This is a genomic window from candidate division KSB1 bacterium, assembly GCA_034506255.1.
Lineage (GTDB): Bacteria > Zhuqueibacterota > Zhuqueibacteria > Zhuqueibacterales > Zhuqueibacteraceae > Coneutiohabitans > Coneutiohabitans thermophilus.
The window spans coordinates 266,869-280,746 of the sequence record JAPDPX010000003.1; the positions used below are offsets into that span (position 1 = coordinate 266,869).

Sequence of the window (13,878 nt, forward strand, 5' to 3'; positions counted from 1 at the left end):
ACAGCCGGATCATGGCACCGCCGGCGCAGATGCTGGCCACGGCACGGAGCGGACAGGCATTCTTCAGCATAAAAAAATGCACTCAGGTGTCGCGCTCCGCGCCGGCTGCGATGCTGGTCTGCGACCAGGGCCTTGCCATTCGCACCCACACCAAGCAACAGGGAACCATGCAATCAAACCGCGGCAGGAGGTCATGCTGAAGCAGTTTCGTCAGCGTCTGGGGCATGTCGCCGTGCTGTTGACCGGTTTGGCGCTGTTGAATTTTTGTCTGATCCGAATCCATCCGGTAGATCCGGCTCATCGCCATTGGGGGCCGGGCAGCAGCCGCGAGAGTCTGGAACGGCTGCAGGCACAGCGGGCCAGCGAAAAGCCCTTCCTCACGCACTTGCGGGACTGGGGCAGCCGCCTGTTCAAGGGCGATCTCGGTTATTCCACGCTGCAACACCGCCCGGTGAGTGAGTTGCTCGCGGAAGCGATGCCGGCGACTTTGCAACTTGCCGGCCTCGCCCTGCTGCTCCACTTCGGGCTGGGTTGCTTGTGGGGCCTGGGCAGTGGCTTGCTCGACGATCGTCTGGGCGGCAGCCTGTTGCGCGCTCTGAGCGTGGTGGTGCACGCGCTGCCGGTCTTTTGGCTGGCGTTGGTGTTCATCCGCATTTTCAGCATCGAGCTGGAGTGGCTGCCACCCGGGCAAATGAGTTCATTGCAAGGGAGTGCCGCCGGCTTTTGGCAGCGGCTGGGCGACCGCTTGCAACATCTGGTTTTGCCGGTGACCGTTTTGGGCATCACCGGCGCCGCCCTCACGGCACGTTACGTCCAGGCGCACATGCAGCAGGTCTTGCAGCAGGACTATATCCGGCTGGCACTCGCCAAGGGTTTGTCGAAGCGGCACGTCATGCTGCGCCACGCGCTGCCCAACGCATTGTTGCCGGTGGTGACCCTGGCAGGATTGCATCTGCCGCTGTTGTTCAGCGGCGTGTTCGTGATCGAAGTGATTTTTGCCTGGCCGGGCATGGGACGCCTCGCCTATGAAGCCTATTTCAATGGTGATGATGACGTGATTTTTGCGGTCAATTTGTTCGCCGGTGTCATGGTCGTGCTGGGCAATTTGCTGGCTGATTTGCTTTATCCCGTGGTTGACCCGCGGGCCCGCTCATAAGGTTGTCCGGAAGCCAACGTGAAAAACAAACGACAGTTTCAGTTTGGGCTGGTCCTGCTGGCGCTGGTGCTGCTGCCTTCGCTGTTTGCGCCATGGCTGACCCCGCACCCGCCGGAAGCCATTCCCGCACTTGTCACGCCGCATGCGCCGCCTTCCACACGACACTGGCTGGGCACGGATCAGCTTGGCCGCGATGTCTTCAGCCGGGTGGTGCATGGCGGCCGGCTCTCGCTATTCATCGCCCTGGCCGCCACGGCAGGCGCGATTTGCCTCGGTGGTTTGTACGGCGCGGTGGCGGGATATGCCGGCGGATGGGTGGATCGCGTGCTGATGGATGTGGTCGACATTCTGTTGTCGGTACCGCTGTTCTTTCTGGTCATCACCCTGCTGGCGGTGGTGGGCGGCGGCCTGCACTGGCTGGTGCTGATTCTGATCCTCGGCAGTTGGATGGACATCGCCCGCCTGGTCCGGGCTCAGGTGCTGACGCTCAAGCAGCAGCCCTTTATTTTCAAGGCACGTGCCACCGGGCTGCCGCGCCGGCGCATTTTGTTTCATCATTTATTGCCCAACCTCTTTGCTACTTTGCTGGCGGCTGCCATTCTGCGCAGCGCGGACGTCCTCCTGGCGGAATCCGCGCTCAGCTTTTTGGGTTTGGGCGCCCAGCCGCCAACCGCGAGTTGGGGCACGATTCTGCACGATGGCAAGGCCGTGATGGCCACCGCCTGGTGGGTCAGTATCTTTCCCGGCCTCGCCATTGTGCTGACTGTGTTGAGCCTGCATTGGATCGGTGAGAGCCTGCACTCCCGCTGAAACACCCAATTTGCCAGCCGGCGTTGTCGCTTGCGCCGGTCAGCAACCGGAAGACTCCTTCTATGGTCCTTCTTTCTCCCCGGCAAAACCCCGGGCAAAGCAACGCGCCGCTGCTGCAGCTCAGTGGTTTGCAAACGCATTATGTGCTCGCCGGTAAAACGCTGCCGGCAGTCAATGGCGTGGATTTGTGCCTGCATCCCGGCGAGACGCTGGCCCTGGTGGGCGAGTCGGGCTGCGGCAAAACCACGCTGGCCTGGTCGATTTTTCGTTTGCTGCCACCCCCGGGGCGCATTGTGGCGGGCAAAATCATTTTGCGCGGGAGAGACCTGCTCACTCTCAGCGAGCGGGAAATGACGGCAGTGCGCGGGCGCGAGATGGGGCTGGTCTTTCAGGATCCCGCCAGCGCACTCAACCCGGTGATGCGGGTGGGTGAGCAAGTTGCCGAGGTCATCCGTCGGCATTTTCGCGAGACTGCCCGCCGCAGCAAACAGCAGGCACTGGCGCTTCTGGAAAGAGTGCAACTGTCCAATGTCGAACGGCTCTACAACAGCTTTCCCCATCAACTCAGTGGCGGGCAGCGGCAGCGCGTGCTGATTGCGATTGCCCTGGCCGGCCGGCCGTCGCTGCTGGTGGCCGATGAACCCACCTCAGCGCTCGATGTCTCGGTGCAAAGTCAGATTCTGGCGCTGTTGCGGCAGCTCAAGGCCGAGCTGCAGCTTGCGCTGCTGCTGATCACCCATGATTTGGGCGTGGTGGCGGAAATGGCGGACCGCGTTGCCGTGATGTATGCCGGTCAAATCGTGGAGGAAGCACCGGCCACCGCCTTGTTCGCCACTCCTCTGCACCCCTATACCGCCGCGTTGCTGGCTGCCATGCCCCGTCTGCCGCGGCCTGCCGGCAGCGATCAGCAGGATTTGCGGCCTTTGCATGGCACGGTGCCGGACTTGACTGCTTTGCCGGTGGGCTGCACGTTTCATCCCCGTTGCCCGCTGCAACAGGAAATTTGCCGCGAGCAGGTGCCGCCTGCCATCACAGCGGCGGCGACACGGTTGGTGCGCTGCCTGCGTTATGCCACGGATGATGCCCCGGTCTCGCAATGAAGAAACACTGCCTTCCTGCTCGAGATTCAAGTTGCCAAAGCCATATGAAAAATGCGTGCGTTGTGATTGCCATTGGTCGTCGAACTCTGTGCCGGGCGGCACCGCTGCTGGTCAGCGCACTGGGCCTGCTGATTCTGTTGTCCTGCGGCGGCCGCGGGCACGCTCCGCGTCCCGGCACCGTGGTGGTCGGTCTCAGTGGCGATTTTGACTCGCTCAATGAATTGAATGCCGCGGATGCCGATGCGGTGCAGGCCATTCAATACCTGTTGTTTCTCAGCCTGACCACGCTCGATGCCAATCTGCAGTTTGCGCCGCAACTGGCCGAGTCCTGGGAATTCGATGCCGGCGACACCCTGCTCACCTTCCGGCTGCGCCGTGATATTTTCTGGAGCGATGGCGTGCCCACCACGGCGCACGACGTCCGCTTCACGTACGAGCTGGCGGTCGACAGCACAGTCGCCTACCCGGCACACAGCCGCTTCGAGCTGACCACCGCCGTCAGCGTGCCCGACGATTACACCGTGCGTTTTCATTTTAAACGTCCCTACGCGGATGCCCTGTTCGATACGCAAATGCCGATTTTGCCGCGCCACCTGCTCGCCCATCTTCCCCGTGAGCAGCTCGCCACCTGCGAATTCAATCGCCGGCCAATTGGCAATGGCCCTTTCCGCCTGCTGGAGTGGCGCGCCAATCAGCACTTGATTTTTGTCGCCAATGAGAAATTTGCGCCGGGTCGGCCGGCGCTCGACCGTCTGATTTTTCAAATCATCCCGGACGAAACGGCGCTGGTGACAGCGTTGTTGACCGGCCAAATCGATGTTGCGCCCGGGCTCTCGCCCGCCGCGTTTCAGCAGCTCGCCGGGCAGGCGCAACGACGGACCGGGCAGCCACAGCGGGTGAAGCTGCAAATGATTCGCTATCCCGGCCGCAGCTATACATTCATCGCCTGGAACAATGCCCGGCCGCTGTTCAGCCGTCCCCTCCGCCAGGCCCTGACGCATGCCATCAATAAACAGGAAATCATCACGACCTTGCTTGCCGGCCATGCCCGGCCCGCCGTGGGGCCGCTGCCTCCGTATGCCTGGGCCTATGATCATGACTTGCACGATTTGCCCTTTGACCCGCAACTGGCACGGAATCTGTTGCGGCAGGAAGGCTGGCACGACAGCGACGGTGACAGCGTGCTGGAGCGCCAGGGGCAAAAATTGGAGTTCACCTTGATCACCAATGCGGACAACCCGCTGCGCCGGGATGTGGCGGTGATGGTTCAGGCCCAACTGCGCAAAATCGGCGTGCGGGTGAAAGTTGAAGCGGTGGGCTGGCCGCGGCTGCTGCAACAAGTGATGGCGCAACGGGATTTCGATGCCCTGCTGGCCGCGTGGGAAGCCGACTTTGCCGTCAATCCCGCGCCGCTTTGGCATTCCCAAGCCATCACACTGGGGTACAATTTGATTTCCTATCGGAATGCGCGGGTGGACTCGCTGTTGCAGCAGGCCCGCGCCCTGCCGGATCGTCGTCATGCCATGCCGCTGTGGCGGGAGTTCCAGCGCCTGATCCTCGAAGATTGTCCCTATACCTTCCTGTTTATCGAGGAAAGACTGGCGGCTGCCCATTCCCGCGTGCACAACCTGAACATGGATGTGCGCGGCTGGCTGGCAAACGTGCGCCAGTGGCGGGTGGAATAGCCGGCTGGCAGCGCCAGGCTTTAACCGGCGGATCAGCCAACCGCGACAGACTCGATGGAGTGAACGATTGCAAGAAGGCAAAATACTCTACTGCGGCACGGATGACAGTTTGATCGAACTCCTGCTCGGCGTGGCCGCTATGAAGATGATCCGTGCGGACACCGCCGAGGCGGTGCAGACGCTCGTGCGGCAGGAGCAGCCCCATGCCGTGGTGCTCGACTTCGATTCGCCCCCCTCCCCGCCCCTGCCGCTGCTCAAAACCATTTTGGCGGAAGCCGGGCAGGCCCATGTCATCGGCGTGATGCGCCAGGGACCCCTGCGGCTGGCGATGTCCGCGCTGCGCGCCGGTTGTCACGATTTTATTCACCTCCGCGAAGAACCCGGCCGTCTGCAAAACGAACTGGCCAGGCTGGCCGAACGCCGACGCGAACAGCAACAGGCGGAAAACCTGCACGCCCGCCAGCAGGAATCGCATGATTTCAGCAGGATTATCGGCAACAGCGCGGCGATGGGGGAAGTGCTCGACCTGCTGCACCGCATCATTCAGCGCAAATGGGTGACGGTTTTGTTGCGCGGCGAAACCGGCACCGGCAAAGAGTTGATTGCACGCACCATTCACTACAATTCCTCCACCCCCAGCCAGCCGTTCGTCGAAATCAACTGCAGCGCCATTCCGGAAAACCTGCTGGAGGCCGAACTGTTCGGTTATGAAAAGGGCGCCTTCACCGACGCCAAAACCCGCAAACGCGGCCTCTTCGAGCTGGCGGAAAACGGCACCCTGTTTCTGGATGAAATCGGTGAGATCAGCCCACAGGTGCAGGTCAAGCTGCTCAAGGCGGTGGAGGAAAAAAAAATCCGCCGCCTGGGCGGCACGGAAGACATTCAGGTCAACACCCGCATCATCGCCGCCACCAATCGCGACCTGCAGGCTGCCATTCGTGACGGCCAGTTTCGCCAGGATTTGTATTATCGGCTCAATGTCATCACCGTCTCGTTGCCGCCCCTGCGGGAACGCGGCGATGACGTCCTGATTCTGGCACGCCATTTTCTCGCCCATTATGCGCGGGAATATGACAGCCTGCTGTCGGATTTCACCAGCGAGGCCGAGGCCTTGTTGCGCGAATATCCCTGGCCCGGCAACATCCGGGAATTGCAGCACACCATCGAGCGCATCGTGCTCTTGGGAGAGGGCCGGTTCGTCACCCGTACCGCCCTGGAACGCGCCATCGAATCCGAAACCCCGATGTTGACCTCCAAGAGCGCGGAAACCACGGTGGTGAAAATCGAAATTCCGCCCGACGGCATCCATTTCGATGAAATCGAAAAACAAGTGCTGCAGGCCGTGTTGGAAAAAATGGGCTGGAATCGCCGCCGCACCAGCCGTCTCTTTAAAATTTCCCGGCCGCGTCTGGCACGCAAGATTCAAAAATATCGACTGCAGCCGCCCCACCCCGAAAGCGAAAACCAGGAATGAGTGAGCTGGCCGACCGGCCACCCGGCAGTCAACGCGGAACGGCGGCATCGAAACGTTGCCACTGCTCATGCCCGCCGGTCATGTTTTGTAACCATTCGACAATGTAAAGTTGGGGGGAATCAGCCTGCCATTTTTTGCACGCCAGAACTCCGGCAGGATGGGGGTGGCGGTATGCCCTTGTGAGATCAGGAATTGCCGTGCCCGTTCAGAGGGCGGCAGAATGACAATAGAAATACCGGTGGCGGGCAGGTGGAATGGCATCTTCCTTGCAAGTGGCAGCACCACGAAGAGTCGGCAAAATTGCTTCTGGATTGTTTCATCTCTCACCAAGGAGAAACCAATGAACCACCACAGAATTTACAGCCTGCTGATTGTCCTGTTGGCCGCCCTTGCGCTGCTCACGCTCGGTGGCTGCAATCTGTCGTCACCCACCACTCCCGATGCCGCCAAGCCGCAACAGGGAGCAAGTGCGGAGGTGCAGGTGGAGCAACGCAATCCGCCGCCGAGCAACGGCAATGAAGAAGATGATGATGACAGTGATGATGACGACAGCAGCGCAAGTCAGCAGAGCGGGGAAGAGGACGATGATGATCTGGATTTTTTGCTGGTTGCGCGCCGCGATCCTGCGGAGGAGGGTGTGAGCCGGCGCGTGATCGGGCCGGAAGGTGGCGTGTTGCCACATGCGGCCCATCGTCTCGAAGTACCCGCAGGAGCGCTTGAGACCCCGACTGAACTGACTTTTGCCGTGCCGCTCTCCGATACGCTGATGTTCGATCTCGGCCCGCATGGCACACAGTTCAATGTGCCGGTGAACCTGGTGTTCAGTTATCGCAACGCCGATCTGACCGGTGTAAACCCGGCCATGTTGCAGGTCTATTACTACAACCCGGCAGGACCGCATTACGAAGCCATCCCCACGCAGGTGGATACCGTGAACATGGTGGTTATCGGCTATACCGATCATTTTTCACGCTACGCATTGATCCGTAAGTGACAACGCGGACGGGGAGGCTGGAGGCGTGATGGCAGGCAAGCAATCGCCAACGAGGCGCAAGATGCCGCCGGCAAATGCTGATGTTTACTGGGAGCAGATCATGAGCTGGCTCGAAGCCGCGCAACCGCTGCCAGGAGGCTGGCGTGTGCTTCTGGAGGAATTGCAAGCCCTGCTCACCTCTTTGCTGAAAGACGAGCAGATCGGGCAGCGTCAGGCCTGCTTGCAGCGTGCCATCGCCGTGCTGAGTGAACGTCACGCCGACCTCTCTGACACCCCGCGGGAAATCGATTTTCAATTGTATGCCGGTCGGGCCTATGAAAATCTCGGGGCGTGGGAGCAGGCGCTCGCGGCCTATCGGCGTGCGGAGCTGCTGGCGGCCCGGCTGCATTTTCTGCCGCAGCAAATCACCGCGCTGCGCTGGATCAGCAACGTTCTCTCCAGGCAGAACCGCTGGCAGGAGGCGGTGCAGGCGTGTGAGCAAAGTCTGGCTCTGGCGCAGCAAAGCGGCGACGAGAGCGCGGAGGCCCATGCCCACAACACCCTGGGGATCATTGCCTTCGAGCAGGGCGATTTCGAACAGGCCGCGGCCCGATGGGAAACCGCGCTGGAGTTGGCTGAAAAGGTTCACGCCCACAACCTGGTCGCGGTGATCTTCAACAACCGCGGCGCGCTCGCCAATGTGCAGGGGCGCTGGCAGGAAGCACTCGCCAGCTACAGTGAGAGCCTGCCGCGCTTTGAAACCACCGGCGATCTCGGCAGCATGGCCAGCACCTATCACAACCTGGCAATGAGTTACGCCGATCATGGCGACTGGCCGCAGGCGAGCATCTATTACGAGAAGAGTTTTCGCCTGGCGCAACAAGCCGGCGACCTGCATTTGCAGACTTCGGTGCGGCTCAATCGCGTTGAGCTTTACCTCGCCATCGGCGACCTGCCCTTCGCGGAGGAGTTGTGCCGGCAAGTTTTGCAGACTTATCAGCAGTTGCATGATCACCTCGGCGAGGCCGACGCCTGCAAATTTCTCGGTATCATCAACACCCGCAAGCGTGCCTGGGCACGGGCGAAATCCTATTTCGAGCGCAGCATCCGTCTCGCCCTGCAATACCATCACCCGCTGGGCGAGGCCGAAGCGCGCTGGGAATATGCCCGCATGCTGCAGCTCAAGGGGCCGGCGACGCTGGCTCGCGAGCAATACGAGCAGGCTCTTGCGCTCTTCCAAAAGGTGGAGGCCACCATCGAGATCGCCAGGATCAAAGAAGAGATGGCGGCCTGGGCATGAGCCGGTCCGCCATTCTTATGCAGGAATGCGACCGGCGTCGCTCTGCTTTGGCCCCGCGCAGGCCGCCCTCCGGCCAGCCAATAGCGGTGTCTTGCGCACGCGGTCAACAGGAATCGCGAGCTTGAGGAGGCGCCGCACATTCCTGCACCAAAAACCACCTGCGACGGCACATTCGCTGCGCGGACTGCAATACGGACAGCAAGCCACCCAACCCAAAGAAAGTGAAGCCGGACGCCACGGCCATGGCCTTCCCCAGCCATCTCCCCGTGTGTGGTCCGGCTTCGCCATCTCTCCCCCGGCAGCGTTGCAGTGTGCTTGACAGTGTGAATATGCCCCGCTCGCTTCGATGGTCAGCCTTCTCCTTGGTGCTGTGTGGCCAGCGCGACTCTTCATGGCTCCATCGAAGCGGGGAGGGCATGCCACACCTCCCGCCACAACGATGACCAGGGCCGGCAAAAGCATCAGGCCCGGGGAAAATTCAGCCGGGTCAATCATTGCGAGGGTGGTGCCTCCCGCCATCGGCAAGCCTCGTTGCCTGTCCGGCGCACAGCAAGCCTCTGCCCTCATACCAGCATACTTTGCCACTGGCGGATGACTCCGTCCTGTTCAGGATGATTCCTGTAGGAATAACCGGAAAAGGTGTTCATTCTCCCGCGGCGCAGTCAACTTTGCGAAAGCAATGTAGTGACGGTGAATTGAACCTCCGGCTGACTTCCCTGCTTTCACCACTTTCGTTCCTCTTCTCCACTGCTGCTCTTGCATGATACCCCGGCCGGCGGTGCATGCGAGGCCGCGGGCAATCGCTTCTGTTTCCAAACAAAACCTGCAATCGCCTCCCGACTCTCTCATCAAGCAGGCACTCCGATTTGGTGTGATGCGACCTTCCGCTCTGCAGTGACGGCCATTCCAGCAAAGCGCCGCTTGTCCATGGCAGGGATGAAGCATGCTTCCGCAAAATCCCAATGGCCGTGAAAATGACGCGACAGAATTGGCCGGCAGCTCCTTTTTGTGCGAGGAGAAAGAAAGTGAGATATGACTGCCCGGGCCGCCCGTCTTGCCGGCAGGCAAAGGCACGAGTGATGGCCACATTTCATGACCTTGTGGTTTCGCTGAAAGCGGTGATCGACCAGTGCACGCCGTTTTGTTGCCACCCGGGCGGTGCTGACCGTGGACATGAGACGTTGCCAGCCGGCGATCAAGAGGCCATGTTTTGATGCCGCGGGATTACATGTGCTTGATCATCTCATAATCGTGTGTTTACGCATCAAGCATTTGTGGCGAAAGCCTTTATGACAATGGTGACGGCATGGAGAGGCTATGGCATTGCGCTTGCGAGGAACCGGGGCATGAAAACTAAAATTTTTATCAGCGTGATGTTGCTGCTGGCAGGCGAGACCGCGGCACAAAGTCGCGGCATCCTGCCGCAAATTGCAGCGCAGCGGATCACCACACCAATAACCGTGGATGGACGATTGCGCGAGAAAGCCTGGCAAAAATCCCGGCGATTGCATCGCTTCATTCAGCGGGAGCCGAACAACGGCAAGCCGGCGAGTGAAAAAACTGAAGTCGCCATTCTGCACGATGGCCGGATGCTTTACTTCGGCATCTGGTGCCATGACCGGCAGCCGGCGCAACTCACCGCGCAGAAGATGCAGCGCGACTTTGACTATGATGTCGATGACAATTTCATCGTGATCATCGACACCTATGATGACGACCGCAATGGCTATCTCTTCGCCGTCAACCCCAATGGCGCAATGGCTGATGCCCGCCTCAGCGGCAATGGCAAGCAGGCGAATTGCGACTGGGACGGGGTGTGGCAGGCGGAAGTGCAGGTGGGACGCGCCGGCTGGTATGCCGAGATCGCCATTCCCTTCACCACCCTGAAATTTGATACCAGCCGTTCGGTGTGGGGGGTGAATTTCGAGCGCAACATCCGGCGCAAGCGCGAGCAGGTGGTCTGGCAGGGCTGGTCAGCGGATGCCACCATTCAGCAGGTGGCACGCGCGGGCCGTCTGAGCAATCTCAAAGGCCTGCCCGCGACGGCAGCGTGGCAACTCCGACCCTATTCGCTGGCGGGAGTGGAGCAGATTCGCGGCCGGGAGCGACGCACGGTGCTGGCAATGGGCAGCGACCTCGATTACCAATTTACCCCGGCGCTGCACTTGAGCGCCACGCTCCATCCGGATTTTGCGCAAGTGGAATCTGATCGCGCCCAGGTCAATCTCACCCGCTTTTCCCTGAAATTTCCCGAGAAACGAAAATTTTTCCTGGAAAGCCGTGAGGTGTTTGACGGTGGCTGGGGCGGAAACATTCAACCGTTCTACAGCCGGCGCATCGGTCTGGCCGAAGATGGCGCTCCCGTGCCGGTGGTCGGTGGCTTGCGGCTGCTGGGCAAGTCCGGAGCCAGGACGCTGGGCGGGATGATTGTGCAAACCGCTGCGCGTGATACGATTGCTGCTGCGAATTTCGCCGTGCTGCGCTGGCAGCAGGAGGTTGGCCGGCACTCCAGCCTCGGCACCATCGCCACCACGCGGGTGCAGCGCGATCATTTCAATGGCATGCTGGGCGGGGATTATCTGTTCACAACCTCCGAATTTATGGGGAATCGCAATCTGCAGGCCGGCTTGGCAGCGGCGGTGACGCGTGCCGGCAATGGCGCCGACAAGTTTGGCAGTGCGCAGCGCATGTTCCTCACCTACCCCAACGATTTGCTCGAGTTGGAAGTGGAGTGGGAACGTGCCGGGACGGACTTCAACCCGGAGGTCGGCTTTCTGCGGCGCAAGGGGTATCGCCTGCTGTCCACGGAATTCGAGTTCAATCCACGCTGGCAGGTGCCGGCGCTGCCGTGGTTGCGCCAGCTCGAATTCAAGCCGTTGGACATGGATTACTACCGTGATGACGCCAGTGGCGCGCTGCAATCGCTGCTGCTGGAATTCCGGCCGCTGGGCTTTTCCACCCGCAGCCGCGAACGCTTCAAATTCAACGTGCAACGCTTCGCGGAACAATTGCCCGAGGCTTTCACGGTGGTCAAGGATCTGGCTGTGCCGGCGGGGCGCTACTGGTTCACCCGTTATGAAGTCGAGGGCGAAACTTTCCCCGGCCGGCCGCTGGTGGCGCGGTTCACGCTGGACTGGGGTGACTTTTACAACGGCCGGCGCACAGAATGGGGGGGCACCCTGAGCTGGGCTTTGAACCGCTTCTGTAATCTCAGTTTCGATTATCAAAGCAATCTGATCACACTGCCGGCAGGTCGCTTTCGCCTGCAGGAAGCCGGTGCACGCGCTGATTTCGCCTTCAACCCACGCCTGTTCGGCGCAGTGTTCACCCAGTGGAACAACGACGATGAGGCGCTGCTGCTGAATTTTCGCCTGCAGTGGCTGCCGCGGCCGGGTGCCGATTTCTTCTTCGTCGTCAACCACGGTGTGGATACCGCCCCCCGGGTTTGGCAGGAGACCAACACCACCGTGCTGACCAAACTGGTCTGGTATTTTGCGCCCCCGCAAACACGCCAGCCGGAAAAGCAGCGCACAGCGCTGGCAAAATAAGTCGAGCGCAACAAATGATGGAATAGAAAGGAGGCTGTTCTTGTGAAAGCATTGACCTTCAATCAGGAGATCAAGGTGGGAGTGGCGCCGCTGTCTGCGATCCGTCAAATTCCCTGGCGGCAAGCTTTGCTGATGTTGATGGCGGTATCGGTGGCCGCCGCCATCTGGTGGGGGCTGCCCGATTTGAGTGTGCATGCCCGCATCGCGTTCATCACCTTCGGCCTGGCTGTGATCGGCTGGGTCGGCACCGATATTGATGACACCTACATTGCGCTCGCGGCGGCGCTGGTTTTCAGCGCCGCCGGCATCGATGAGCCCAATGAATTCTTCGAGACTCTCGGCGATTCCACCATCTGGCTGCTGCTGTCCTCGTTTGTGATCGCGGCCGCGGTGACCACTTCCGGTTTGTCCCGGCGGCTGACCGCCAGAGTGGCGGCCGGTGCCCGCTCGGTGAGCCAGCTTTTTTACCTCCTGACCGCTGTGTTGCTGCTCACCGCCTTCCTGATCCCCGCGACCTCCGGCCGCGCGGCTTTGATGGTGCCGGTTTTCGCCGCCCTCAGCAGTGCCCTGCCCAACCGCCGCATCGTGGTGGCGCTGGCGTTGTTGTTCCCCACCATCATCGAGCTTTCCGCCATCGCCTCGCTGATTGGCGCGGGCGCCAATTTGGTGACCGCCGAAATCCTGTGGCGCATGAGCGGCGACCACTTCAGTTTCAGCCGCTGGCTGCTGCTCGGCCTGCCCTTCGCGCTGGTGAGTTGCTTCGCTTCGACCTGGGTGATTCTGCATTTGTTTCTCACCCCCGCGGAACGCCGGCAGGCGCTGGCCCTCGGCCGGCTGGCTCTGCCGCCGGATAAAAACGGCCACCCTGCCACCACCCGCAGCGGGCATTTCTCCCGCCGGGAATGGCAGGTCTTGCTCATCGGCGCGGTCGTGATCGTGTTGTGGATGACGGAATCCCTGCACGGCCTGAACAGCACCATCGTTGCCATTCTCGGTGCTCTGGCCGTCACCATGCCGGGGCTGGGCGTGATCTCCTTCAAAGAAGGGGTCAAAGGCGTGAACTGGACGTTGTTGCTGTTCATGGCGGCCACCCTCGAACTGGGGGAGGCACTGGTGGAATCAGGTGGTGCGGCCTGGCTGGTCAAGACGCTGTTCACACTCTTGCGGGACAGCGACCTCAGCTCCACTCTGATCGTCACCGCCGCAATCGCCACCCTGGCCCTGCTTTCACATCTGCTGATCACTTCGCGCATCGCGCGCACCTCGGTGTTGATTCCACCGGTGGTGCTGCTCGCCCTGTCCCTGGGTTACAACCCCACCACTCTGGCTTTTCTTGCCACGGCCGCCGCCGCTTTCTGTCTGACGCTGCCCACCAGCGCCAAGCCCGTGGCGATGTTCTGCCAACTCGACGGCACCACCTACCAGCCGCGTGATTTGCTCAAACTCAGCAGTGTGCTCCTGCCGCTGCACCTGGTGTTGCTGCTCGTCTTTGCGCTGGGGGTGTGGCCGATGATGGGGCTCAGTCTGAAGCGCGATCCGCTGACAACCCCTCCCTCACCCACGTGGCAACAACAAACCGGCTTGCCCGCCATTCGCGAGCAACGCCATGGCCGTGTGCAGGCACACGTGGAAACGGCAATGTTGCAACTCGGACAACCGCCTCTGGCAGCGATGGTCACCCGGGGCGATTCCACCCGCGTTGCCAACACACCCTTTTTGCCCTATGGATCAGCAATGTCTTCCACTGCGCCGCTGCGCATGATTCCCTGAGGCTGGCGGGCTGGCCCCGCTGCTCACCCCGCAGCGGAAATTTGATGGTGGTGTGTTTTGGC

At 61.1% G+C, this 13,878-nt stretch carries 10 protein-coding genes; 9 read left to right on the forward strand and 1 reads right to left on the reverse strand.

Annotated elements, in window-relative coordinates; translation table 11 throughout:
• Positions 1-193: 193 nt before the first annotated feature.
• The 5 genes from ONB52_07230 (at position 194) to ONB52_07250 (ending at position 6,225) form a co-directional block, all read left to right on the forward strand.
• Entirely contained in the window at positions 194-1,156 is a 963-nt protein-coding gene (locus ONB52_07230; protein ID MDZ7415940.1) for an ABC transporter permease, read from the forward strand.
• Positions 1,157-1,174: 18 nt separating this feature from the next.
• Positions 1,175-1,966, forward strand: coding sequence for an ABC transporter permease (locus ONB52_07235; GenBank protein MDZ7415941.1), 792 nt, complete (start codon positions 1,175-1,177; stop codon positions 1,964-1,966).
• A 62-nt stretch (positions 1,967-2,028) separates the two neighbouring features.
• Positions 2,029-3,066 (forward strand): ABC transporter ATP-binding protein, encoded by a 1,038-nt coding sequence (locus ONB52_07240; protein ID MDZ7415942.1) that lies wholly within the window; start codon positions 2,029-2,031, stop codon positions 3,064-3,066.
• 44 nt (positions 3,067-3,110) lie between these two features.
• The gene (locus ONB52_07245) at positions 3,111-4,751 is read left to right on the forward strand and encodes a peptide-binding protein (protein ID MDZ7415943.1); all 1,641 of its coding nucleotides are present in this window, start codon (positions 3,111-3,113) and stop codon (positions 4,749-4,751) included.
• Positions 4,752-4,818: 67 nt separating this feature from the next.
• A complete protein-coding gene (locus ONB52_07250) occupies positions 4,819-6,225 on the forward strand; it encodes a sigma-54 dependent transcriptional regulator (GenBank protein ID MDZ7415944.1) in 1,407 nt (468 codons plus the stop codon).
• 78 nt (positions 6,226-6,303) lie between these two features.
• Here the strand turns inward: ONB52_07250 and ONB52_07255 are convergent, their stop codons facing one another.
• Positions 6,304-6,486 carry a hypothetical protein gene (locus tag ONB52_07255; GenBank protein MDZ7415945.1) on the reverse strand — a complete coding sequence of 61 codons (183 nt, stop codon included), beginning with the start codon at positions 6,484-6,486 and terminating at the stop codon, positions 6,304-6,306.
• 79 nt (positions 6,487-6,565) lie between these two features.
• On the opposite strand from ONB52_07255, the gene ONB52_07260 reads away from it, so the two are divergent.
• From ONB52_07260 to ONB52_07275, 4 genes are all read left to right on the forward strand, one after another.
• Positions 6,566-7,219 carry a hypothetical protein gene (locus ONB52_07260; GenBank protein MDZ7415946.1) on the forward strand — a complete coding sequence of 218 codons (654 nt, stop codon included), beginning with the start codon at positions 6,566-6,568 and terminating at the stop codon, positions 7,217-7,219.
• A 100-nt stretch (positions 7,220-7,319) separates the two neighbouring features.
• On the forward strand, positions 7,320-8,498 hold the full coding sequence (locus tag ONB52_07265; GenBank protein ID MDZ7415947.1) for a tetratricopeptide repeat protein: 1,179 nt from the start codon (positions 7,320-7,322) through the stop codon (positions 8,496-8,498).
• Positions 8,499-9,844: 1,346 nt separating this feature from the next.
• Positions 9,845-12,046 (forward strand): carbohydrate binding family 9 domain-containing protein, encoded by a 2,202-nt coding sequence (locus ONB52_07270; GenBank protein ID MDZ7415948.1) that lies wholly within the window; start codon positions 9,845-9,847, stop codon positions 12,044-12,046.
• 42 nt (positions 12,047-12,088) lie between these two features.
• A complete protein-coding gene (locus ONB52_07275) occupies positions 12,089-13,816 on the forward strand; it encodes an SLC13 family permease (GenBank protein ID MDZ7415949.1) in 1,728 nt (575 codons plus the stop codon).
• Positions 13,817-13,878 lie beyond the last annotated feature (62 nt).